This is a genomic window from Mesorhizobium sp. M00.F.Ca.ET.216.01.1.1 (assembly GCF_004010325.2).
GTDB lineage: Bacteria > Pseudomonadota > Alphaproteobacteria > Rhizobiales > Rhizobiaceae > Mesorhizobium.
In genome coordinates this window covers 58,260-81,994 of sequence record NZ_SADR02000010.1, presented here as the reverse complement: position 1 = coordinate 81,994, position 23,735 = coordinate 58,260, and the positions used below count along the sequence as shown (strand labels likewise).

General features: G+C 62.7%; 19 protein-coding genes. 9 read left to right on the top strand and 10 right to left on the bottom strand.

Going from position 1 to position 23,735, the window contains the following annotated elements; genetic code table 11:
- Nucleotides 1–57: 57 nt before the first annotated feature.
- The 3 genes from EN859_RS14975 to EN859_RS14965 form a co-directional block, all read right to left on the bottom strand.
- Nucleotides 58–1,596, bottom strand: a complete 1,539-nt coding sequence (locus EN859_RS14975; protein WP_189501974.1) for a glycosyltransferase family 39 protein — start codon at nt 1,594–1,596, stop codon at nt 58–60.
- A 97-nt stretch (nt 1,597–1,693) separates the two neighbouring features.
- Nucleotides 1,694–4,267, bottom strand: a complete 2,574-nt coding sequence (locus EN859_RS14970) for an FAD-dependent oxidoreductase (protein WP_127853670.1) — start codon at nt 4,265–4,267, stop codon at nt 1,694–1,696.
- 139 nt (nt 4,268–4,406) lie between these two features.
- On the bottom strand, nt 4,407–5,984 hold the full coding sequence (locus EN859_RS14965) for a trimethylamine methyltransferase family protein (protein WP_127853669.1): 1,578 nt from the start codon (nt 5,982–5,984) through the stop codon (nt 4,407–4,409).
- A 267-nt stretch (nt 5,985–6,251) separates the two neighbouring features.
- Here EN859_RS14965 and EN859_RS14960 point away from each other — a divergent pair, with 267 nt between their 5' ends.
- The 6 genes from EN859_RS14960 (at nt 6,252) to EN859_RS14935 (ending at nt 14,063) form a co-directional block, all read left to right on the top strand.
- Nucleotides 6,252–8,159, top strand: coding sequence for a phospholipase D-like domain-containing protein (locus EN859_RS14960; RefSeq protein WP_127853668.1), 1,908 nt, complete (start codon nt 6,252–6,254; stop codon nt 8,157–8,159).
- A gap of 189 nt (nt 8,160–8,348) precedes the next feature.
- Nucleotides 8,349–9,509, top strand: coding sequence for an MFS transporter (locus EN859_RS14955; protein ID WP_127853667.1), 1,161 nt, complete (start codon nt 8,349–8,351; stop codon nt 9,507–9,509).
- 82 nt (nt 9,510–9,591) lie between these two features.
- Nucleotides 9,592–11,661, top strand: a complete 2,070-nt coding sequence (locus EN859_RS14950) for a prolyl oligopeptidase family protein (protein ID WP_127853666.1) — start codon at nt 9,592–9,594, stop codon at nt 11,659–11,661.
- A 33-nt stretch (nt 11,662–11,694) separates the two neighbouring features.
- On the top strand, nt 11,695–11,817 hold the full coding sequence (locus EN859_RS14945) for a capsid protein (protein ID WP_127853665.1): 123 nt from the start codon (nt 11,695–11,697) through the stop codon (nt 11,815–11,817).
- A 55-nt stretch (nt 11,818–11,872) separates the two neighbouring features.
- On the top strand, nt 11,873–13,252 hold the full coding sequence (locus tag EN859_RS14940; protein ID WP_127853664.1) for an aspartate aminotransferase family protein: 1,380 nt from the start codon (nt 11,873–11,875) through the stop codon (nt 13,250–13,252).
- A 166-nt stretch (nt 13,253–13,418) separates the two neighbouring features.
- The gene (locus EN859_RS14935; RefSeq protein ID WP_127853663.1) at nt 13,419–14,063 is read left to right on the top strand and encodes a cytochrome c oxidase assembly factor Coa1 family protein; all 645 of its coding nucleotides are present in this window, start codon (nt 13,419–13,421) and stop codon (nt 14,061–14,063) included.
- A gap of 281 nt (nt 14,064–14,344) precedes the next feature.
- On the opposite strand, the gene mmsB is transcribed toward EN859_RS14935, so the two are convergent.
- Together mmsB and EN859_RS14925 are read right to left on the bottom strand one after the other, a co-directional pair.
- Nucleotides 14,345–15,229: a 3-hydroxyisobutyrate dehydrogenase gene (mmsB, locus tag EN859_RS14930; RefSeq protein WP_127853662.1), complete on the bottom strand. Its 885-nt coding sequence runs from the start codon at nt 15,227–15,229 to the stop codon at nt 14,345–14,347.
- Nucleotides 15,230–15,253: 24 nt separating this feature from the next.
- A complete protein-coding gene (locus EN859_RS14925) occupies nt 15,254–16,420 on the bottom strand; it encodes an isobutyryl-CoA dehydrogenase (protein WP_127853661.1) in 1,167 nt (388 codons plus the stop codon).
- Nucleotides 16,421–16,567: 147 nt separating this feature from the next.
- On the opposite strand from EN859_RS14925, the gene EN859_RS14920 reads away from it, so the two are divergent.
- Nucleotides 16,568–17,182, top strand: a complete 615-nt coding sequence (locus EN859_RS14920) for a dimethylsulfonioproprionate lyase family protein (protein WP_127853660.1) — start codon at nt 16,568–16,570, stop codon at nt 17,180–17,182.
- Nucleotides 17,182–18,657 (top strand): cobyric acid synthase, encoded by a 1,476-nt coding sequence (locus EN859_RS14915; protein ID WP_127853659.1) that lies wholly within the window; start codon nt 17,182–17,184, stop codon nt 18,655–18,657. The genes EN859_RS14920 and EN859_RS14915 overlap by 1 nt, the downstream gene beginning before the upstream one ends.
- 89 nt (nt 18,658–18,746) lie before the next feature.
- Here EN859_RS14915 and EN859_RS14910 read toward each other — a convergent pair whose 3' ends face one another.
- Nucleotides 18,747–18,917 (bottom strand): hypothetical protein, encoded by a 171-nt coding sequence (locus tag EN859_RS14910; protein ID WP_127853658.1) that lies wholly within the window; start codon nt 18,915–18,917, stop codon nt 18,747–18,749.
- Nucleotides 18,918–18,968: 51 nt separating this feature from the next.
- The gene (locus EN859_RS14905) at nt 18,969–19,754 is read right to left on the bottom strand and encodes a TSUP family transporter (protein WP_127853657.1); all 786 of its coding nucleotides are present in this window, start codon (nt 19,752–19,754) and stop codon (nt 18,969–18,971) included.
- Between the two features lie 119 nt (nt 19,755–19,873).
- Between EN859_RS14905 and EN859_RS14900 the strand changes: the two genes are divergently transcribed.
- Entirely contained in the window at nt 19,874–20,305 is a 432-nt protein-coding gene (locus EN859_RS14900) for a TerB family tellurite resistance protein (RefSeq protein WP_127853656.1), read from the top strand.
- Here the strand turns inward: EN859_RS14900 and EN859_RS14895 are convergent.
- The 3 genes from EN859_RS14895 to EN859_RS14885 are packed head-to-tail and all read right to left on the bottom strand — an operon-like array spanning nt 20,302 to nt 23,734.
- On the bottom strand, nt 20,302–21,924 hold the full coding sequence (locus EN859_RS14895; protein ID WP_127853655.1) for a dipeptide ABC transporter ATP-binding protein: 1,623 nt from the start codon (nt 21,922–21,924) through the stop codon (nt 20,302–20,304). The genes EN859_RS14900 and EN859_RS14895 overlap by 4 nt on opposite strands.
- A complete protein-coding gene (locus EN859_RS14890; RefSeq protein WP_127853654.1) occupies nt 21,921–22,790 on the bottom strand; it encodes an ABC transporter permease in 870 nt (289 codons plus the stop codon). Before EN859_RS14890 ends, EN859_RS14895 begins: the two co-directional genes overlap by 4 nt.
- The gene (locus EN859_RS14885; protein WP_127853653.1) at nt 22,787–23,734 is read right to left on the bottom strand and encodes an ABC transporter permease; all 948 of its coding nucleotides are present in this window, start codon (nt 23,732–23,734) and stop codon (nt 22,787–22,789) included. The genes EN859_RS14890 and EN859_RS14885 overlap by 4 nt, the downstream gene beginning before the upstream one ends.
- Between the last annotated feature and the right edge of the window lies 1 nt (nt 23,735).

Here is a 23,735-nt window from a genome sequence, read left to right as displayed (position 1 = left end):
CGAGACTATTTTCGTTCAATGCGCGCTCCTGCCGTCACCCGCCGAAGCTCCCAGGCGTCAGTCCGGCGCAGCGGGATTTGCCGGTTGCTGTTTCTTCAATCGGACAAAGCTGACGCGGCGACCCTCGGCACCGCCGAATCGTTCGGGTACGGCTACCGTTTTGACCTGACCTGCCTCCGAATAGCCGATCTGACGCAGCCGATCCAGAATTTCCGTTTCGGGCTCGTCGGTGTCCAGCCATACCAAAACCGCTGGTTGACGGAGCAGTGCGTCGAACTTGGGAACTTCCCGATTAAGCAGCACCAGATTGTCGTCTACGAGACGGAAATTGCCTATCCACGATGAGCTGGCGAGGATCGTGCCGACGGGGCCATCGGCCTGGAGGTCGCTTAAAAGCGCCTGATAATCCAGCCGCACGGTTCGTGACTTGCCCTTTCCGCCCATTGCTTGCGCATACCAGGTGACAGGAATGGCCAGGACCGCGAGGGTCAGGCCCACCGAGATGATATGGTATCGAACTTCCTTTCCGCGTGGACCGAGCAGTTGGGCCCGTATGGCTGCGTAAGCCGGGAGCAGGAACAGCAGCGGCATCAGCCAGCGGTCGCGGATAGTCGTGGTGCCGCTGACCAGGACCAGAAGCATCAATGCGGCGAGGCCGAAGGCGAGGGTCCGCCCCACGAATTTCTCGCCTGGATTGCTTCCGGACAGTCTGGCCGTGGGGTTGAGCCTTTCGGCTGCGAACGATGCGCCGCAAATAACCGCCGTCAGAACGGAGAAATTAAAGATCGCTTCGGCCAGTTCCCGCAGGCCGTTTGCCCTGACGAAAAAGAAGTCCTGATGCGGCTGATCGATGCCGAACTTGTAAACGCGGGCCAATATGGCTTCGGGGTGCTGATAGCTCCACAGAACCGTCGGCGTCAGGCCAAGGACGACGATCACGCCACTGAGCAGAAGCCAACGGCTCAGGATGGCTGGCCTGAACTCGCGAACCGACAATCCTGCCGCGAGCATGGCGAACAGGAAAATGATGTCGTTGAACTTCGCCAGGATCGCCAGCGCGGCAACCAGGCCGAACAGAGCATAGTTCAAAGGCCTGGGGCTTTTGAAAAGCCGAACCAGAGTGAGAAGGGCGAGCGCTGAAAAGGCCAGTGCGGCGACCGAATGGGTGAGCGTATGTTGCGATTCCCAGAGGATCTGGGCGATGGTCATCAATCCGAAACTGGCGGCCGCAGCTGTGGTCGAAGAAAATCCGAGCCGACGCACCGCCCTGTTGACAGAAAAGAGCGCAAGGAAAATCAGCGCATATTTGATGATTTTCAGGGTCATCACGCTGGTACCCAGCAAATGCGTGGCAGTCCAGACGATCCAGGTATAAAGCGGCGGCTGCGATCCGCCATAACCGGCCCAGAGATAGGGAAGGTATATCAGCTGTTCCGCATCGTCGATGCTGACGCTCGTTCCCGCCAAATGGCTGACGAGAGATGATGTGAGCACCTGGAACGCGCAATAGAGCGCGGCGAGCGCGATCGCCGCGTCAAGCGGACCTAGCTTTCCCTCGCCGATCCATTCGACCCACTCGGTCAGTTTTTTCATCATACGCCAATTCTCGACAAGGCCTGCGCGGCTGCCCGCGTTAGCACGAGCGTCTTGGCGTGGACAACAAGGGACCGGAGTCAACAACTGTTTAGACGGTCTACAGGCGCATCTTCTCGCCGCTCGGATCGAAAGGCGGCTCGACATTGATGCGGGCCGGCCGCCGGCTCCCGAGGATCTCGATCTCGAACAGTCCGGCGCTTTCGTCCCCGGCAAGGGCCGCGGGCACATAGCCTTGCGCCATCGACTTCCGCACGTAATGCGCATAGCCACCGGAGGTAACCCAGCCGACCACGCGCCAGTCGCCGTCGATGATGCCGCGCACGGCGGACGCGCCTTCAGCGGCCTTCGAGCCGCGCACTTCCTTGCCGCTGGTGTCGAAGCGTGGTGCGCCATAGCCATGCGGCTTTTCCACGGTGCCGTAGTCCTTGTCTCCAACCTTGGCCCAGATCGGCTCGTCGCCCATGACATCGGCATCCGCGGCGTCGACGACGAAGGAAACGCGTCGCAGCTTCGGCCCTTCCGCCTGTTCCTTGGCCGCAGCCTCGCGGCCGATGAAATCGTTCTTCTCCAGCTTGATGAAGCGATCCATCGAGCCTTCGAACGGCCCGTAGATCGGGCGCAGTTCGCGGAACCAGGTCGGGAAATTCTTTTCGAGCCGCATCGAGAGCAGGGCACGCATGCCAAAATCGACGAGACCGAACTCCTCGCCCGCCTCCTTGATCGCCGTGTAGACGAGGCGCTGGTAGGCAGGCGCCATCCAGATCTCGTAGCCGAGGTCGCCGGTGTAGGTGATGCGGTTGACCATGCAGGGCGCGCCACCGACCGCCATCTCGCGGAAATCCATGAAGCGGAAGGCCTTGGTCGAGATATCGACATCGACAAGTTTCTGCAGCAGGTCGCGTGATTTCGGCCCGGCGATCGACAGTCCGACCAGCGTCTGGTCGAAGCGGTGGATGCGCACGCTGCCATCCTTCGGCAGGTGCTTCTCGAACCAGCGCATGTGATACTTCTGCGCCGCCGACGAACTCCAGATCATGAAGCGCTCTTCACCCGCCTTGGCTATGGTGAAGTCGCCGATCAGCCTGCCGAACTCGTTGAGCATCGGGGTCAGCACGATGCGCCCCGTCTTCGGCATGCGGTTGGTCATCAGCCGGTTGAGAAACTCCTCCGCCGCCGGTCCGGACACTTCGTATTTGGCGAAGTTGGCGATCTCGGTGACGCCGACCTTCTCGCGGGTAGTGCGCACTTCCTCGCCGATCGGACCGAAATCGTTGGAGCGGTGGAACGACACGATGTCCTTCGGCTCCGAACCTTTCGGTGCAAACCAGAGCGGAGTTTCAAGGCCCCACGAGTCGCCCATGACGGCGTTGTTGGCGAGCATCATGTCGTAGAGCGGCGTCGTTTGCGCCGGGCGAGAAGCCGGCAATTCCTCGTTGGGAAAGCGAATGGAGAAACGGCGCGAATAGTTTTCACGCACCTTGGCGTTGGTGTAGCGCAGCGTCGCCCATTCGCCGAAACGGGCGACGTCCATGCCCCAGACATCGAAGCCGGGATCGCCATGGACCATCCAATTCGACAGCGCCAGCCCGACGCCACCACCTTGGCTGAAGCCGGCCATAACGGCGCAGGCACACCAGAAATTGGTCAGGCCCTGCACCGGGCCGACGAGCGGGTTGCCGTCGAGCGCGAAGGTGAACGGGCCATTGACGATCTGCTTGATGCCGGCCTTCTCGATGCCGGGAAAATGCTTGAAGCCGATCTCGAGCGATGGCGCGATGCGGTCGATGTCTGGCTGCAGCAGCTCATGGCCGAAGTCCCATGGAGTGTTGACCGGCGACCATGGCTTGCAGGCCTTTTCGTAGGTGCCGAGCAGGATGCCGTTGCGTTCCTGGCGGGTGTAGATCTCGCCCTTGAAGTCCAGCACACCGATCATCTCGCGGCCGGTCGACTTGTTGAACTCCTCGACCTCCGGCATCGGCTCGGTCAGCAGGTACATGTGCTCCATGGCCAGCACCGGCAGTTCGACGCCGACCATGCGGCCGATCTCGCGCGCCCACAGGCCGCCGCAGTTGACGACATGCTCGGCCTTCACCGTGCCTTGCTCGGTGACGACGTTCCAGGTGCCGTCGACCTCCTGCGTCAGCTCGACGACGCGGTTGCGTAGCACGATCTCGGCGCCGAGTTTCCTGGCGGCCTTGGCATAGGCGTGGGTGGTTCCGGAAGGATCGAGATGGCCCTCGACCGGGTCCCACATGGCGCCGACAAAATTCGTCTCGTCCATCAGCGGGAACATCGCCTTGGCTTCAGATGGCGTAATCAGCTCGGTGTCCATGCCGAGATAGCGGCCCTTGGCGTGGGCGAGGCGCAGGAAGTCCATGCGCTCGGGCGTGTCGGCCAGCATCACGCCGCCGGTCAGGTGCAGCGAGCAGGACTGGCCGGAAAGCTCCTCGATCTCTTTGTAGAGCTGCACCGTATAGGCTTGCAGCTTGGCAACGTTGGGATCGCCGTTCAGCGTGTGGAAGCCGCCCGCCGCATGCCAGGACGAGCCGGAGGTGAGCTCCGAACGCTCGATCAGCACGATGTCGGTCCAGCCGGCATTGGCCAGATGATAGAGCACCGAGCAGCCGACGACACCGCCGCCGATGACAACCGCTTTTGCGTGAGATTTCATAAAGATAGGTCCATTTTTGTGCAATGTGAATCAGGCTGCGGTGTACCGGTCAGGCCGTGGCTTCGATCTCAGGCAGCCATTTTCTTGCATTCCGCTGCAATGGTTTCGCGAATCCTCATGGACGCCTACCGGAAGGTGATCAAAAGTCGGTCGGTGCGCCGCCCTCGGCCCGGCGCTTTTCAACGAAGTCGTCGAGCTCCTCGCGGATCGCCGGGTCCATATAGGGCTCTTCGTAGGACGCCAGCCGCTCCTTCCAGACCCGGTTGGCCTTTTCCAGAGCCGTCGGCGATCCGGCCTCTGCCCATGTTTCGAAATTGCGCCAGTCGGAGATAACGGGCGAATAGAAGGCGGTCTTGTAGCGGTCCTGCGTGTGCTGAGTGCCGAAGAAATGGCCACCCGGACCGACGGACTGTATGGCGTCGAAACCAAGGGCCTCTTCGGAAAGGTCGAGCGGGGTCAGGAATTCAGCCACCATCTGCAACAGGTCGATGTCGACGATGGTCTTTTCGTAGGAGCAGCGCAGGCCGCCCTCGAGCCAGCCCGCGGCATGCATCATCAGGTTGCCGCCGCCCTGGATGGCACCCCACAGCGAGAACACGCTTTCATAGGCGGCCTGCGCGTCGACTGTATTGGCGGCGCAGGTGTTGGAGGTGCGATAGGGGATATTGTAGCGGCGGGCAAGCTGGCCGCCGACCAGTTGCGCCTTCATGTATTCCGGCGTGCCGAAGGCCGGCGCGCCTGACTTCATGTCGACGTTCGAGGTGAAGCCGCCATAGCCGACCGGCGCGCCCTTGCGTACCATTTGCGCGAAGGCGATGCCGGAAAGTGCCTCGGCATTCTGCTGCACCAGCGCGCCGGCGATCGTCACCGGCGCCATGGCGCCCGACAGGGTGAACGGCGTCACGACGACGACCTGGCCCTTGCTCGACATCTGAATGATGCCTTCCATCATCGGCACGTCGAGCTTGAGCGGCGAATTGGTGTTGATGATGGTGAACACGGACGGTTCTTCGAGAAGCTGCTCGTGGCTGATGCTGCGCGCGATCCTGGCGATCTCGATGCCGTCGACGTTGCGTTCCTTGCCGAGCGAATAGATGTGGAACACCTTGTCAGTGAGAACGCTGAGGTCGCGGATGCACTCTAGGTGCCGGACCGATGGATGGATGTCGATCGGCTCGACCGGATAGCCGCCCGTGCAGTTCAGGATGTTGTGCATCTGCGCGAGCTTGAGGAAGTTGCGGTAGTCCTGCTGGTTTCCCGGCCGGCGGCCGCGATCGATGTCGGAACAGTTCGGCGCCGAAGCCATCATCGAGATGATCAGATTGTTGCCGCCGAAGCGCACATTGTGCGCCGGATTGCGGGCATGGATGGTAAATTCCGACGGGCAGTGTGAAACGAGTTCGAGGATCATGTCGCTGTCGAAGCGCACCCGCTCGCTACCCTCGCGCACATCCGCGCCATGCGCCTTCATGATGCGCCGGGCCTCGTCGTGCAGCACGTCGACGCCGATTTCCCTGAGCACGCGCAGCGAGGCGAGGTGGATCGATTCCAGTTCGTCGTCGGAAATCAGCCTGGTCGGCGTCAGCGGGTTTTTCAGCTGGCGGAAAGGCGGCTGCTCGAACGCCGCCGATCCGCCGGCACGCTTTCCAGCACGGCCGCCGCGACGGGCGCGGTCCGTTGCCAATGGCGGTTCGGCGGGGTGAAGGGCGGCGGTCATGACAGGCCTCGTACGCTGGGACAGTACGGCGGCATAATGGACCGCCGGCCGCCAAGCCATTGCGGAGGCGGCGACCACTAGGGCTAGGGAAGCGACATGACTGAAGGGGAGTTTTCACAGCCATGACATCGCCGTGATCGACGTTGGTGCCATGAGGAAGCATCCAGAACCGGCCAAGCGGCGCGGGCGACCGCAACGTGAGGTGCGTTACAGTTCTGTCGCTTGGTTCTGATATGCTTGTACGTTGAGCATCTTGGGGGGATAGCGATGCCCGACGTCATCAGAGTGCGTGCGGCGACAAACAACGAAGTTGCTTTCCTGTCGTGGGATCTCGGCGGGATGATCCCAGGCTGTCTCGGCTTCGAGATCGTCCGCATTTATCCCGATACCGGCGAGGAGCGTTGCCTGGCGGCCTGGGTGCCGTTCAAAGGACAGCGCAATCCAAGATGGATTCCACAGGACACCGGGGTATGGCCGGTGCAAAAGACATTCTGGCGTGATCTTACGGTGCGACGCCGACGCGACAGCCTTGAGGTAAGGCCGGACGGGGAAATGATCGCCTATCGCGTACGCCCGGTCGGTGACATGAAGCCGGGCCTCGATCCGGTGCCGGTGCGCCCGGACCAGGTCGTCGATGGCCAACCTGCCTATGAGGGGCCGCCGCGGCCACTCGGCTATCTCGGCAACGGCGCTGTCAGCCCGCCGGTGTTTCTGGGGCAGATGTTCGGCAAGGCGCGTGTCGCCTTCACCAATGGCGTGCTGTCGACACAGTGGATGTCGCATGCGCTGCAAGAAGCGGGCATCAAGGTCGGGCAGCGCGACAAGATCAGGGCCGAGCTTCAGCGTCCCGGCAGCAAGATACGCGCCTATCTGCATGGTGATGTGCCGGACGTACTGACCAGCCTGCTGAAACGGGCCAAGACCCAAGGTGGCACCGTCCGGCTAGCCCTTTATGAACTGGCCGATGACGAGTTGTGCGACGCGATCATCGAAGCCAGGGATGTCGTCGAAGTCATTCTCTCGAATTCGGGCAGGGATGACCAAACCAAGGCCTGGGACGCTGGCAACGCGCCTTTCAGAAAGCGGTTGCGCGACGCTGGTGTCGCGCTGACAGATCGCCTGTTCAACAACAACCACATCGGTCACAACAAATTTGCCGTCTACCGCGATGCCCAGGGCAATGCGCAGGCAGTCATGACCGGCAGTACCAACTGGACATCAACGGGCATTTGCGGGCAGTCCAACAACGCCTTCATCCGCGACGACCCTGCCATGGCCAAAGTGTTCGACGTCTATTGGGAGCGCATGAAGGCCGACGTGTTCCCGCCGCCAGCGAACGAGAGCGCTGCCGGTCATGTCGCGCAGGCGCAAGGCGTGCCATTACGCACGGAAAACCACCGGCCGAACCCGCTGAATGGCGCCACAGCACCGTTGGACGGCCTCACAGTATGGTTTTCGCCGAATGATCCTCAGCGCAACAGGAAGGATATCTCGGTACGGCCTGTCGACCTGGAAGACGTTTTCGCACGTATCAAGGCGGCGAAGGACGCGGTGCTGTTTCTCGTGTTCAACCCTTCGCTGCTTGGCGACAATTCAATCGTCGACCAGGCGGTCGCGGCAGCGAAGGCGAATCCGAAGCTGATCGTGCAAGGTGCGATCAGCGACGAAACGGCCATGCCTAACTACGTCGCGCCGACCAGGGATCCAGTGACCCACAAGTCGAACAGGGACGGCAAATCGCCGTTCGTATTTCCGGAGAAGGTCTGGGAAGCGCCGAACATCTCCATCGTCAGGGCGGCGAACCTGACCGGGGCCTCCATAGCACGGGATTTCCAGGCGGAGGTACTGACCGTGGGCCATGCGATCGTGCACGACAAGATCGTCATCATTGATCCGATGGCGGACAACGCGACCGTGATCACCGGCAGCCATAACCTCGGCTATAAGGCGTCCTACGAGAACGACGAGAACATGGTGATCGTGGAAGGCGACAAGACGTTTGCTGCAGCCTACGCAGTGCATATGCTCGACGTGTTCGACCACTACAAGTTCCGCGCATGGCGCAGGACGATTGGAAAAGGACCTTCGGACGACGATGGGCTGTCCATCGACGATCATTGGCTGAAGCCCTACGCGGACGGCAAAAAGGGAGCCATTGCCCGGTATTTTCCTTAGCGCCTGCGACACTTACGGCGTTGTGGGCCCATCGGGCGCCGGCCTTTTGATGCTTACGGTCGGTCTGCTCGCTTGCCCGCTGTGATCTTTGGCCTCGGCCCTTGCCGCTGGCGCAAGCGGTTCCCGCCACCGGTGCTTACCGCCAAACGGTCGAAACGCTAATGCTGCAGGCCCTATCGGTGCGGGATCATGGACCTGGCGGAATCGAAAAGCGACGAGACAACGCAGTGGGCGGCGATCACCGGGGTGATAGCGACCGTATCGGTGTTTGCCATCGCGCAAGGGCTGAGCTATCCGTTGCTGAGCTTCATCCTGCAGCGCCAGGGCCTCTCGCCGGCCATGATCGGCCTGTCGGCGGCGATGACGCCGGTCGGCTTCATCCTGTCGTCACCGCTGATCCCGGCGTTGGCGCGCCGCTTCGGGGCAGGGCGCACCGCGCTCACCTGCGCCGCGCTCTCCGCAGTCATGCTGGCGTTGATCGGCTGGACGCAGAATGTCTATCTGTGGTTTCCGCAGCGTTTCCTGATCGGCGTGGTGACCAATCCGCTTTATGTGCTGAGCGAGATCTGGGTGATCGCGCTGGCGCCGCCGGCGCGCCGCGGTCGTGTCATGGGGATCTATTCGACCATCATTTCGGCCGGTTTTGCCGCCGGTCCGCTGTGCCTGCTTGCCGTAGGCACCGAGGGGTGGCCGCCGTTTCTGGTAGGCATCGCCGCATTCGTCTTTTGCGGCGCCTGCCTGGCGCTGGTGCTGCGACAGCTGCCGAAGGTCGACGAGGCCGGGCACCGTGTTTCGGTCATGGGATTCATGCCGCGGGCATGGCTGCTGTTATCAGCGGTCGTCGTGGCCGCCGGCTTCGAACAGAGCGTGTTGGCGCTGCTGCCGGTCTACGGAACGCATTACGGCATCGCAGAGGTGCGCATGTCGGCGCTGCTCTCGACAATGATCGCCGGCAACATCGCCATGCAGGTGCCGCTTGGCTTGCTGGCCGAAAGGTTGACGGCGCGTCTGGTGCGATTCCTCTGTGTGTCGGTGACATTGCTTGGATGTGTGCTGTTGCCGCTGCTCATCGAGACGGCGTTGATCTGGCCATGCGTTTTCGTCTGGGGCGCGGTTTCCTACGGCATCTATACGATGTCGATCATCGAGCTCGGCGAGCGGTTCAAGGGCTCGACATTGGTCGCCGGCAATGCCGCCTTCTCGCTGATGTGGGGCGTCGGCGGCATTGCCGTTCCGCCGCTGGCGGGCGGCGCAATGGATGTTCTCGGCGCAGCCGGCCTGCCGGTCACGCTTGGCGCGATTTGCCTGGCGTTGGCGATCACAACTGTCACGCGGCGGCGGATCGTGTGAAATCCGAAAAGCAGCGCGTCGTCTTGAATATCGGAGCAGCCATGTCGATGTTGGCGAGGCTGATGACTCACCCGGAGACCGCATGACAAAACCCATCACAAAGGGGCAGCCGAATTTGGCGGCCGAAGATCCGTTTCTATGGCTGGAGGACAGGACAGGCAAACAGGCGCTCGACTGGGTTCATCGGCAGAACGAGGTCACGGTCGCCGAATTGCAGGGCGATCCGTCTTTCCAGGCGTCGTTCGAGACCGCGCTCGACCTGATGACGGCCGAGGACAACATCGCAGTTGGATCGGCGCTGCGCGGCCATGTCTATAATTTCTGGCAGGACAAGACCAATGTGCTCGGCCTCTGGCGCCGCACGACGGTCGCTTCCTACAAAACCGAGAAGCCGGAGTGGGAGACGATCATCGACTTCGACATTCTGTCGGCGAAAGAGGGCGTGAAATGGGTGTTCAGCGGTGCCAGCCGGCTCTACCCTGATTTCAGTCGTTGCCTGCTTAGCCTGTCACCGGATGGCGGCGATGCCAGCGAGATGCGTGAATTCGACATCGAAACCAAGTCCTTTGTCGAAGACGGCTTTCGTGCTCCCGCCTCGAAATCGGGTTTCAGCTGGCTGGACAAGGACACCGTCATCGTTTCGGCCGCCTTCGAGGAGGACGAAAAGACCCAGTCCGGCTATCCGCGGGTGGTCAAGCTGTGGAAGCGGGGCACCAGCCGGGGAGACGCAACGCCGATCTTCGAGGCGCAAAAGCGCGATCTCGCCGCCGGCGGTTCCGTCGAGTTCGACGGCGACAAACGCCATGTGTTCCTGACCCGGACGCTCGACTTCTTTGCCTCGCACAGTTTTCTGCGGCAGCCGTCCGGCGAAGTCAGGCGCATCCCGCTGCCGGACGACGTCACCGACACGGCAGTGTTTAGGGATCAGCTTGTCTTCGGCGTGCGCAGCTCCTGGACGGCGCCGGACGGTACGCGGTGCCGGCCTGACGGCCTCTATTCGCTCGACTTCGAACGCTGGATCGAAACCGATGCGTTTGGACCCATCAAAACCGTGCTCGAACCGGCGCCTCGCGTGTCGATCGCCGGAATCGCCCGCACGCAAGACCGGCTGTTCATCAATTTGATGGACAACGTACGCGGCAAGGTCGTCGCCTGCGATCGCAGCGACAGCGGCTGGTCGCTTAAAGCTGTCGCTCTGCCCGAGAACGGCAATGTCGGCATCAGCCATGCCGAGCGTTTCGGCTCCAGTGTTTCGTTCTCCTTCACTGATTTCCTGACGCCGAGCTCGATCATCTGGTCGGACGACGATGCCGCGACGCTGGCGACGGTAAAATCGCAGCCGGCGCGCTTCGACGCCTCGCCTCTCGTCTCCGAACAGTTCGAGGCACGCTCGAAGGACGGCACCGTGATCCCCTACTTCGTCGTCAGGCGGCGTGACCAGGAGGGGCCGGTGCCGACGCTGCTTTACGGCTATGGCGGTTTCGAAGTGCCGCTCTTGCCCGGCTATGCCGGCGTGCGCGGCAGGCTGTGGCTTGAGAAGGGTAATGCCTATGTGCAGGCCAATATCCGCGGCGGCGGCGAGTTCGGCCCGAACTGGCACCAGGCGGCGCTCAAGGCCAATCGCCAGAACGCCTTCGACGATTTCGCCGCGATTGCGCAAGACTTGGTGAAGCGCGGCATTGCCACGCCGGCCACGCTCGGCATCCAGGGCGGCTCGAACGGCGGGCTGCTGGCCGGCGTTTCACTGACGCAGCACCCAGAGCTGTTCGGTGCGGTGATCATTGACGTGCCGCTGCTCGACATGCTGCGCTACACCGAGTTGCCGCCTGGTTCGTCCTGGATGGCCGAATATGGCGACCCGGCGAAGCCGGAAGAGGCAGCCTGGCTCGCTGCCTATTCGCCTTATCAGCATGTCGACGCCGATGCGGCCTATCCACCGGTCCTGCTTATGACCTCGACGGCAGACGACCGGGTCCACCCCGGCCATGCCCGTAAGATGGCGGCGCGGCTGCAGGCTGCCGGGCATGCCAAGACACTGCTCTTCGAGGAGACGGAGGGCGGGCATGGCGGGCGCGGTGACCGCCGGCCGCAAGCAGCGCAGGCGGCGATGCGCTACGTCTTCCTGCAGCGGGCGCTGACCGGCGCGACTTGAACTGCTGGCCTCAAGCGGCATAAGGTGCCGTGCATGGCCCGCGTGAAGACATCGTGCGCATTTGGGGTCGCGGTGACGCCGTCGCCGCGCACGCTTCGTGCCGAGCTTCTCCGGCTTTGCGCCCGTATCGGCTATTCGCCGCCTGCCTTCCTCTGACGAATCCGCCTCGGCAGCAAATTGCCGGATTGGTTCAAGAGGAAAGATCAAATCCATGACTTATCAGAATTATTCGCTGAAGCAGCTTCAGCAGATCGATGCTGCGCATCATCTTCATCCGTTCACCGACCACAAGGAGATGCGCGAGGCCGGCTCGCGCATCATCACCCACGCCAATGGACCGTTCATCTACGATTCCGAAGGGACGGAAATCCTCGACGGCATGGCCGGACTGTGGTGCGTCAATGTCGGCTACGGCCGCGATGAGCTGGCCGACGCGGCCTATGCCCAGATGAAGGAACTGCCTTATTACAACTCCTTCTTCAAATGCTCGACGCCGACGCCAGTATTGCTGGCCGGGAAGCTGGCAGAATTGGCGCCGAAGCACATCAACCAGGTATTCTACGGCTCATCAGGTTCGGAGGCCAACGACACGGCGCTTCGCCTTGTCCGCCATTACTGGGCGCTGGAGGGCAAGCCGGAGAAGAACCGCATCATCTCCCGCAAGATGGGCTATCACGGCTCGACCATCGCCGGCACGTCGCTGGGTGGCATGGAGCAGATGCACAACCAACTCGGTGGCGCGGTTCCCAACATCGTCCACGTGATGATGCCTTACGCCTACGAGCTGGCATTACCCGGAGAAAGCGACCATGATTTCGGCCTGCGCGCGGCAAAGGCCGTCGAGGATGCCATCCTCGAAGCCGGCGCCGACAAGATCGCCGCCTTCATCGGCGAGCCGGTGATGGGCGCAGGCGGGGTTAAGATCCCGCCGATGAGCTACTGGCCGGAAGTGCAGCGCATCTGCCGCAAATACGATGTCCTGCTGATGCTGGACGAGGTTATCACCGGCTATGGCCGTACCGGCGAATGGTTCGCGGCACAGACCTTCGGCATCGAGCCAGACACAATAACCACGGCCAAGGCGCTGACCTCCGGTTACCAGCCGCTGTCGGCGCTGCTGGTCGGCGACCGCATCGCGGCGACGCTGGTCGAGAAGGGCGGCGAGTTCTATCACGGCTATACTTATGCCGGGCACCCCGTGGCCTGCGCCGTGGCGCTGAAGAACCTCGAAATCATCGAGCGGGAAGGCCTGGTCGAGCGCGTCAAGAACGACACCGGACCGTATTTCGCCAGGGCGCTGCAGGAGCGCATTGCCGGCCACAATCTGGTCGGCGAGGTGCGTTCGATCGGGCTGATGGGGGCGATCGAGATCGTCAGGGACAAGGCGACCAAGGAGCGCTACATGCCCCCGGGGAGTGCTGCAGTGGCCGTTCGCGACCATGCAATTGCCCAGCGCATGATGCTGCGCGCCAGCGGCGACACGATGATCCTGTCGCCGCCGCTGATCTGGACGCGGGAGACGATCGACATGGCTTGCAAGCGCATTGCAAAGTCGCTCGATCTGGCGGAAGCGGACTTGCGCAAGCGGTAAGAAACGATCGCCGGGCGCCCTTCAGCGAGGGCGCCCGGTCTGTCATGACGGGCGCATATCATTGTTCACCTTGTGCCGACGAGTGGTCGACGCATGCCGCGCGATTTCCACTTTTCACCACCATGGTCTAAAACCCGCAGAGGCATCTTCGCCGAAGGGGAACAACATGGTCGGAGAACCGCTTAACCAGCCCGCCGAAATTCCGGCTGAACTCGATCGCTGGAACTGGGGTGCATTTTTCCTCAACTGGATCTGGGGCATCGGCAACAGCACTTTCATCGCGCTGCTGGCACTGGTCCCGCTCGTCAACATCGTCATGATCTTCGTGCTCGGCGCGCGCGGCAGCCGCTGGGCGTGGAAAAACCGCACCTGGCGCGATGCGGAACAGTTCCGCCGGACGCAGCGCAACTGGGCGATCGCCGGGCTCATCGTATGGGTCGTAGCGATCGGCGGCCTTGCGGCCACGATCGGCAGTATTCCCTACATCCTCAAGGGCAACGACGCCTATCATATGACCATGGATGCCATCCGCGCCGACGGTCGCGTCAAGGCAGCCATCGGCGAGGACCTGGCCGACAGCTACTGGATTGGCGGCAGCGTCAATGTCAACGCGAACGGCTCAGGCGAAGCTCAGCTCAGCATTCCGATCCATGGTGCCAAGGGAAAAGGCACCGCATTCTCCCATGCCGTCCGCGTAGCCGGTATATGGAGCATGCGTCTACTTGTCGTCAGGGTCGAAGGCGTCGTTGCGCCGATCGTCCTGGTCAATGAAGACCATGTCGCGGTTCCGGACGCTGCAATCGGAATATAAAACTGGATCGCGCAGTCGAGCAGGCGGAAACGCAAAAACCGCGTCCCATCGGGAACGCGGTTTTGCCAGATACGCATGGCGTTTCGCTACCAAACACTTGCGAAACTTACGGGCTCCGGTACGCGAGACCTGTTCCGGAGCGCCGGGCGGATGCGATATGTCCGCCTCGCAGTCCGTTGTATAGGCACATCGTTACCGCGGGGTTAGCGAGAGCTTAAGCAAATCTAAATTTGCGATCTTTCTGCCGGGAAAATCAAAAAAAGCCTTGTTAAATTCGTGGGTTAAGTTGAGGCACCGCGGAGGAAATTAATAATGCCGGAGAAATCGGCGCCGGCATTCCCTTGTGCGTTGAACAGCGCATAAAGCTGGGCGGCCTCGGCGCCGAGCGGCGTCACTGCGCCTGAGGCCTGCGCGGCCTCCTGCGACAGTTTCAGGTCCTTCAGCATGAGCGCGGCAGCAAACCCCGGCTTGTAACCATTGTTGGCGGGTGATTTCGGTACCGGGCCGGGCACCGGGCAGTAGGTGGTCAGCGACCAGCATTGGCCGGAGGATGTCGAGGCGACGTCGAACAGCGCCTGATGCGAGAGGCCGAGCTTTTCCGCCAGCACGAAGGCTTCGGCGACGCCGATCATCGAAATGCCGAGGATCATGTTGTTGCAGATCTTCGCCGCCTGTCCGGCGCCATCGTCGCCGCAATGGACGATTCGGCCGGCCATCGGCTGCAGAATGGGCTCGGCTTTGGCGAAGGCCTCCTTCGAACCGCCGGCCATGAAGGTCAGCGTGCCGGCGGCGGCGCCGGCGGTGCCACCGGAAACCGGCGCGTCGATGGAGAGCAGGCCATGCCGGTTTGCGATGACGTGGGCTTTTCGGGCCGACTCGACATCGATGGTCGAGGAATCGACGAACAGCGCACCCTTCTTTGCCTTGGGTGCGATGTCCTCATAGACCGACAGCACATGCTTGCCGGCCGGCAGCATGGTGATGACCACATCGGCTGCCTTCACCGCGGCAACGGCATTGGCCATGATGACAACGCCGTGCTCCTTGGCGATGACAAGGTTCTCCGGGATAAGATCGAAGCCGTGCACGGCATATCCACCCTTGACGAGGTTGGCAGCCATCGGATTGCCCATATTGCCGAGGCCGATGAAGGCGATCGTGGTCATCGTTTGTCTCCCGGGTTTCTGCCGTCAGCGGCCGATCAGTGCGCGGGCAATGATGACACGCATGATCTCGTTGGTGCCTTCTAGGATCTGGTGGACGCGTAGATCCCGTACCAGTTTCTCGATGCCATAGTCATGCAAATAGCCATAGCCGCCGTGCAGCTGCAGCGCTTCGTTGGCGACGTTGAAGCCGGTATCGGTGACGAAGCGCTTGGCCATCGCCGACCATTTTCCGGCATCCGGCGCCTTGCGGTCGAGCTTCGAGGCGGCGGCGTAGAGAAATATGCGCGCGGCCTGCAGCTCGGTCTCCATGTCGGCGAGCTTGAATTGCAGCGCCTGGAACTGGTTGATCTTGGTGCCGAAAGCCTTGCGCTCCGCCGTGTAGGACAACGCCTTGTCGAGCGCTGACTGCGCGCCGCCCAGCGAACAGGCGGCAATGTTGAGCCGGCCGCCGTCGAGCCCGGCCATAGCGATGCCAAAACCGGCGCCCTCGGCCGAAAGCAGGTTTTCCGCCGGTACCTTGCAGTCCTCGAAGATGACCTGGCGGGTCGACTGCATGTGCCAGCCCATCTTGTGCTCGTTGGTGCCGAAGGACAGGCCTGGCGCATCCTTCGGCACGACGAAGGTGGAAATGCCTTTCGGCCCATCGGCACCGGTCCGGGCCATGACGACATAGAGGTCGCTGTCGCCGGCGCCGGAGATGAACTGCTTGACGCCGTTCAGCACGTAATCGTCGCCGCTCTTCACCGCACGCGTTTTCAGCGCCGCCGCGTCCGAGCCCGAGCCGGGCTCGGTCAGGCAATAGCTCGCCAGCCATTCCATCGAGGTCAGCTTCGGCAGGAAGCGCCGGCGCTGTTCGTCATTGCCGAAGCGGTCGATCATCGATGCCGCCATGTTGTGGATTGAAATGAAAGAGGAAAAGCCCGGATCGGCGCGCGACAGCGCCTCGAAGATCAGCACGGCATCCAACCGTCCGAGCGCCGAGCCGCCGACATCGTCGCGGACGTAGATGCCGCCAAGCCCGAGCGGGCCGGTCTCGCGGATCACATCCGCCGGGAAATGTTTTGCCCGGTCCCAGTCAAGCGCATTCGGTGCGACGCGGTCGGCAGCGAAGGCCTCGGCCATCTCTTGTATGGCGCGCTGGTCCTCGTTGAGTTCGAACTGGCTGGTGCTCGCATCGACAGCGGCGTCCATGGCGTGCTCCCTGATGTCTTTGGCCAGCCGGTCAGCTGGCCTGTTGTTTTTGGCTTTGCGCGGCGCTCAATCTAGACCAATGATGCCGCCGCGCAAACCCGACCATCTGCGGAACGGCTGTGCGCCAACGGCAATTCGGAGCAAAGCGTGACGACAGACTTCGATGAACTGCTCGAATGCTTCCATGGCTTTCTCGACACAGTGGACAGCCCGCTGGTGCACGACGCCATGTCCCGGATCGGCTGGGACATGCCCGCCCGGCCGCTCGCTCCGCATCCGCTCGCCTGCCTGCGCCAGCTCGACCGCATCGTCGAGCTCGCTCCGGAGAGCGCCAGGCCGCTGGCGCGGTTGCTTGCGGAGCGCCGAGGCGACCTGCGCTGGGGGCAGACCTACAGCGCGGCGGATTTTGGCAAGACATTCGTGGAGAATTACGGCTGGCTGGAGGTTTTCGGCACGCGCGGCCATTTCGTCAATGACGAGGTCGCGGCCGGCTTGCTCATTCTCGGACCGGATATCGTCTATCCCGACCATCATCACGTCGCCGAGGAAATCTACATTCCGCTGACCGGCGGCACCGAATGGCGCATGGGCGAAAGCGGCTTTCGCCTCCGCGACGCGGGCGAGGTGATCCATCATGCCTCGAACGTCAACCACGCCATGCGCACCGGCAAGGAACCTTTGCTGGCGCTCTACATCTGGCGTGGCGGGCCGCTGGCGGCAAAGTCGACGATCACCGGAACGACGGCGCAGGATAAGAGCTGATGGCCAGGGCGATCATGCTGCAGGGCACCGGCTCAGATGTCGGCAAGACGGTGCTGGTCGCGGGCCTGTGCCGCGCGGCGAGGAAACGCGGGCTGAAGGTGCGGCCGTTCAAGCCGCAGAACATGTCGAACAACGCCGCCGTCGCCGACATTCCGGGCGACAATAATGTCGGCGGCGGCGAGATCGGCCGCGCCCAATGGCTGCAGGCGATCGCCTGTGGCGTGGCGCCGACGGTCCACATGAACCCGGTTCTGCTCAAGCCGCAGACGGATGTTGGAGCGCAGGTGGTGGTGCAGGGCAAGATGTTCGGCGAGGCGCGGGCACGCGATTACCAGGCGCTGAAGGGCCGGCTGATGGATGCCGTGCTGGACTCCTGGACAAAGATCGGCGAGGGCGCCGACCTGGTCATCGTTGAGGGCGCGGGGTCGCCCGCCGAGATCAATCTCAGGAACCGCGACATCGCCAATATGGGCTTTGCGACGCGCGCCGACGTGCCGGTGATCCTGGTCGGCGACATCGATCGCGGCGGCGTCATCGCCTCAGTCGCCGGCACGCATCTCATACTGCCAGAAGCGGACCGGCGCATGATCGCCGGCTATCTCATAAACAAGTTCCGCGGCGACATTTCCTTGTTCGATGATGGCATCAGGTCGATCGAGAAGTTCACTGGCTGGCGCTGTTTTGGTGTCGTGCCGTGGCTGAACGCGGCGGCGCGTCTGCCTTCGGAAGATTCGGTCGTGCTCGAAAGACTGGCGACCGGTGAGAAGCGTGCATTGAAGGTCGCAGTGCCAATGCTTTCGCGCATTGCCAATTTCGACGATCTCGACCCGCTCAAGGCTGAACCACAGGTCGAGGTGGTGTTCGTGCCTCCCGGCCAGCACCTGCCGGAGGATGCCGGGCTGGTGGTCATTCCCGGCTCGAAATCGACGATCGGCGATTTGTTGAAATTCCGCGAAAACGGCTGGGACCGCGGCCTTGTCGCTCACAGGAAACGCGGCGGCCATGTCGTCGGCATCTGCGGCGGCTTCCAGATGCTCGGCCGTGTGGTGCGCGATCCTGACGGCATCGAAGGCAGCATTACCGAGACCGAAGGGCTCGGCCTGCTCGATGTCGAAACGGTGATGGAGCCGGAAAAGACCGTGCGCAATGTCAGCGCACGCTCGGTGCACTTCGGCCTGCCGCTCGAGGGTTACGAGATTCATCTCGGCCGCACCACCGGGCCGGACATGCTGCGGCCGTCCGCCGTCATCAACGGCGTCGATGACGGCGCTGTTTCCCCCGACGGCAAGGTGTTTGGCACCTATATGCACGGGCTGTTTTCAGCCGATGCTTTTCGAGCGAGGTTCCTCGAAAGTCTCGGCGTCAGGAGCGGTGGCATCGACTATCGCGCCGAGGTCGAACGAGCGCTGGACGAGGTCGCAGCCGAGCTGGAGACCCATCTCGACTGCGATGCGATTTTTCGACTAGCGCGCTAGCCGGCGGGTTCGTTTGCAGACCAATAGTCAAAATCAAAAGCGCCCGGCTTTGGCGGCCGGGCGCCTCGAGTTGCCTGAGATTGGAGTGCTCAGGCGCCGCGCATCAAGCAACCGGCGGCAAGCACAATGTAGGCGATGAGGACAATCCACACCGCAGCCAGAGGAATAAACGCAAGAAGGCCAAAAGCGGCGAGAACGCCGATAATGGCGATGACAAGGGAAATAATAAAAACGATCTGCGTAGGTGCACTAAGATTCATGTGTGGCTCCTCCAACATGATTCGTACAACCGCATGCTATCAGGCGCGCTGTCATACACCAATCAGCGCCCGCAGCGGGTTTGCCGGGTCGGCCAGCAGCTTCGCGGCCAGCGCCAGACAGACGATAACCAGCAGCGGCTTGATCAATTTTGCGCCGTTGCGGATGGCAAGGCCAGCGCCGACGCGGGCGCCAAGGAACTGGGCGGCGCCCATCATCAGGCCGATCTTCCAATAGACGACGCCGACGGAAGCGAAGACGACGAAGCCGCCAATGTTGGAGGCGAAGTTGAGCAGCTTGGTGTGCGCGGTCGCCTTGAGCACGCCTAAGCCGGCGAGGGCGACGAAGGCCAGCATATAGAACGAACCAGCCCCAGGCCCGAACAGACCGTCATAAAAGCCGATCGCCGGTACGACGGTCAGCCCGAACAGGAACGGCGACAGGCGCTGGGCGCGGTCGACGTCGCCCATATTGGGCTTCAGGGCGAAATAAAGGGCGATGGCGATCAGCAGCAGGGGCAGGAGAGCCCGCAAGAGATCGCCCGGCACAATCGTCGCCAGCAAGGCGCCGACGGCACTTCCGACGAGCGCCAGTAAGGCTGAAGGAAATTGCCGGCGCAGGTCGACATGGCCTTTCGCAGCATAATGGATGGTCGCCGAGCCGGAGCCGAACATGCCTTGCAGCTTGTTGGTTCCCAGCGCCTCGACCGGCGAGAAGCCCGCGAGAAGCAGCGCCGGAATGGTGATCAAGCCACCGCCGCCGGCGATCGCATCGACGAAGCCGGCAGCGAAGGCGGCGGCGCCGAGCATGGCGACGGTCTGGGTGGTGACATCGAACATCGGGCGGGTGGCGGGATTTTACGGGAATGGTGGGAAGATGAGGTGCGTTCGACCACAGCCGACCCGTTTGCGCAAGGCCGATTCCGCGCTACCTATGGACGAATAGGAAAGGGACGCTGATGGCAATGGCATTGCTGGACCAGATACGCTCGATTTTCGACGGCGACCCCGGCGTGCGCAAAGTTGCCGACGATCCGGTGCTGTCGGCGGAATTGCTCATGCTGTTCCGCATGATCCTAGCCGACGGGTCGGTCAGCGAGAGCGAAATGGTCGCCTTCAGGCGCATCTGCAAGGAAGCCTTCGGCATTCCGGAAGCCAGCATCGACAGCGTCATCGAATATCTCAACGAGTTTGGCTACGAGACCAACGGCTCGCAGGCCATCGCGCAGTTTCGCGATCTCGACGTCAATCGGCGCAAGCTGCTCGCCCGCCATATGGCGGAGATCGCCAAGGCCGATTCGCAATTGGCCAGGAGCGAGGTCCAGCTTTTGCGCCGCACGCTCGACCTGCTCGATATCAGCCCGGTCGACGTGGTGAAGCCAACCGACTAACCCTCCTCCTGTAGTCTGCGTGCGATCGCGCGATGCAGGTCGGGCGCGGCGGCGACCAGCGCCTTGGCCGCCTCGGATTGCGGATGATCGAGAACCTCGCTCGTCCTGCCGCGCTCGACGATCCTGCCGTCATGCATGACCATCACCTCATCGGTTATGGCGCGGGCGACGGTCAGATCATGGGTGATGAACAGATAGGCGATGCCGAGCTTCTGGTTGAGCTCGGCGAAGAGATCGAGAATCTGGGCGCGGATCGAAACATCGAGCGCCGAGACCGGCTCGTCGGCGACCACCAGTTTCGGCCGGGTTATGATGGCGCGAGCGATCGACAAACGCTGCCGCTGGCCGCCCGAAAACTCGTGCGGATATTTGTCCATGTCGCGTGGGCTAAGGCCGACCTCATGCAACGCATGGGCCACCATCTCGCGCCGCTCGGCAGGCGCAGGCTTCTTCTCCAGCACATGCAGCGGTTCGGCGACCAGCTTCTCGACCTTCTGGCGCGGGTCGAAGGAGCCGTAGGGATCCTGGAACACCACCTGCATGTCGCGCCGCGCCGGCTTGAGCTCCGCCTCGCTCTTGCCGGTGACGGTTTCGCCGCGAAACCGGATCGTTCCCGCTGTCGACTTGTCCAGCGCCAGGATCATACGGGCGAGCGTGGACTTGCCGCAACCGGAGCGGCCGACCAACGCCACCGACTGGCCTGGCGCCATCGAGAAGGACACGTCGTCGACGGCGCGAGTCGGGGCCGAGTGCCGGAACAGGGACGTGCGCGGCCCGGGATAATCGCGCGTCACACTTTCGACCTGCAGCAGAGGCTTGCCCGATCCGGCATTGTGCGCTTCGGCGCGAGCCGGCACATGCATCGAGGCCTGTGCCAGCTGGCGCGTGTAGGGATGGAGCTGTTCGGACAGCGTGCGTGCGGTGTCGCCGGCCTCCATCACCTCGCCATGGCGCAGGATGGTGATGCGGTCCGCCATCTCGGTCACCACAGCGAGGTCGTGCGAGATCAGCAGCAGCCCCATGCGGTTTTCCGCCACGAGGTCGCGCAGCAGGTCGAGGATCTGCGCCTGCAGCACAACGTCGAGTGCCGTGGTCGGCTCGTCGGCGATCAGCAGCTTCGGCTTCAGCGCGCAGGCAATGGCGATGACGACGCGCTGGCGCTGGCCGCCGGAAAGCTCGTGCGGGTAGCGCGACAGCGGGAAATTTGCCGCCGGCAGGCCGACCCGGTCGAGCATTTTTCGCGCGCGGTCCTCGGCATCCGCGCGGCTTGCCTTGGTGTGCCAGCGGATGCCTTCGGCGACCTGCTCGCCAATGGTCTTTACAGGGTTCAGCGCCGTCATCGGCTCCTGGAACACCATGCCGATGTCGTCGCCGCGCAGCGCGCACATCTGGTCTTCGCTAGCGGCAAGGATGTCGATGCCGTCGAAGGTGACGCGCCCGGTGGCGCGTGCCGCCCATGGCAGAAGCTGCATCACCGTCAGTGCCGTCATTGACTTGCCCGAGCCGGATTCGCCGACCAGCCCCATCACCTCCCCAGATGCGACAGAAAGCCCGACATCCCTGAGGATCTGGGTGTTGCCGATGGTCAGCGACAGGTTCTCGATTTCGAGCAGGCTCATCGCTGCCGCCGCGACTTCGGATCGAGGATGTCGGCGATACCGTCGCCGAGCAAGTTCAGCCCAAGCACGGTGACGACGATCGCCATGCCCGGAAACAGCGCCATCCATGGCGCCACAACCATGCGGGTCTGCGCATCGAACAGCATGCGTCCCCAGCTCGGCATCGGTGGCTGCGCGCCGAGGCCGACATAGGAAAGCCCGGCTTCGGCCAAGATGCCCAGTGCGAACTGGATGGTGCCTTGCACCAAAAGCAGCGTCGCGATGTTTGGCAGTATGTGTTCGATAGTGATCAACGTCGCACCCTTGCCGGCGGCGCGGGCAGCGAGGATGAATTCGCGCGGCCAGATCGCCAATGCGCCGGCACGTGCGACGCGGGCGAAGACTGGAATGTTGAAGATGCCGATGGCAATGATGGCGTTGATGGCGCCCGGTCCGAAGATTGCGGTGATCATGATCGCCGAGAGCAAGGCCGGGAAGGCGAAAACGAGATCGTTCAGCCGCATCAGCGCTTCGTCGGCGATACCGCCACGCGCCGCGGCAAAGGCGCCGAGCGGCACGCCGACGCCCATGCCGATGCCGACGGCGACCAGCGCCACAGCGATCGAGTTGCGGGCACCGACCATGATCATCGACAGGATGTCGCGGCCAAAATGGTCGGTGCCGAACCAGTGCGCCAGCGAGGGTCCTTGGGTTTTGTCGGCGATGACCAATTTGGTGACGTCGTAGGGCGTCCAGATGTAGGAGACGATGGCGACGGCTGCTACCAGCGCCGTGATGACGAAGCCGGTGAGGAACGAACGATTGGTGAACGCCTTGGCCAGGATGCTGGCAAGGGTTTCCTCGGGGATATCGAAGTGCAGCGTCATTGCCGGCTTCTCAGGCGCGGATCGACGATCGCATAGGAGAGATCGACAACCAGGTTGACGGCAATGACGGCGGCGACCAGCAGCATGACGACACCTTCGACCACGATCAGGTCGCGTTGGTTGATCGCCTGGAACACCAGCCGGCCAAGGCCGGGGAGGTAAAAGACGTTCTCGATGATGATGGTGCCGGCAAGCAGGAAGGCGAACTGTAGGCCGAGGATGGTCAGCACCGGGATCATGGCGTTGCGCAGCGCATGCCGCCACAGCACGGCGCGGTAAGGCATGCCCTTGGCGCGCGCGGTGCGGATGTAGTCCTCGTGCAGCACTTCGATCAGCGCCGACCGGGCGACGCGGGCGAGGATCGCCGCTTGCGGCAGGGCGAGCGCGATGGCCGGCAGGAGCAGCGATTTCAGCGCCGGCCACACACCCGCGCTCCAGCCTGGAAAGCCACCCGCCGGCACCAGCCGCAGCCAGACGGCAAAGAGGTAGATCAGCATCAGCGCGAACCAGAAGTTCGGCACGGCGACGCCAAATTGTGCGGCGCCCATCGCGATCGTGTCGCCAGCCCGCCCGCGCCGGCTGGCGGAAAACAGCCCGACCGGGATGGCGATGACAGTGGAGAGAACGAGTGCAATCAGTGCAAGCGGCAGCGAGACGATTATCCGCTCGCGGACGAGGTCGATGACCGGTACCGAATAGGTGTAGGAACGGCCGAAATCGAGGCTCAGCAGGCCGGCGGCCCAGTGTAAGTAACGCAGGGCGAGCGGAGCGTTGAGGCCCATCTGGTTGCGCAGCAATTCGACCTGATCAGCGCTGGCGTTCATGCCCAGCATCAGCCGTGCCGGGTCGCCGGGGATGACCTCCAGCACGGCGAAAACCACCATGGAGGCCAGAACCAGCGTGACGAGGGCGATAGTGAGACGTTTGAGGAGATAGGCGGTCATG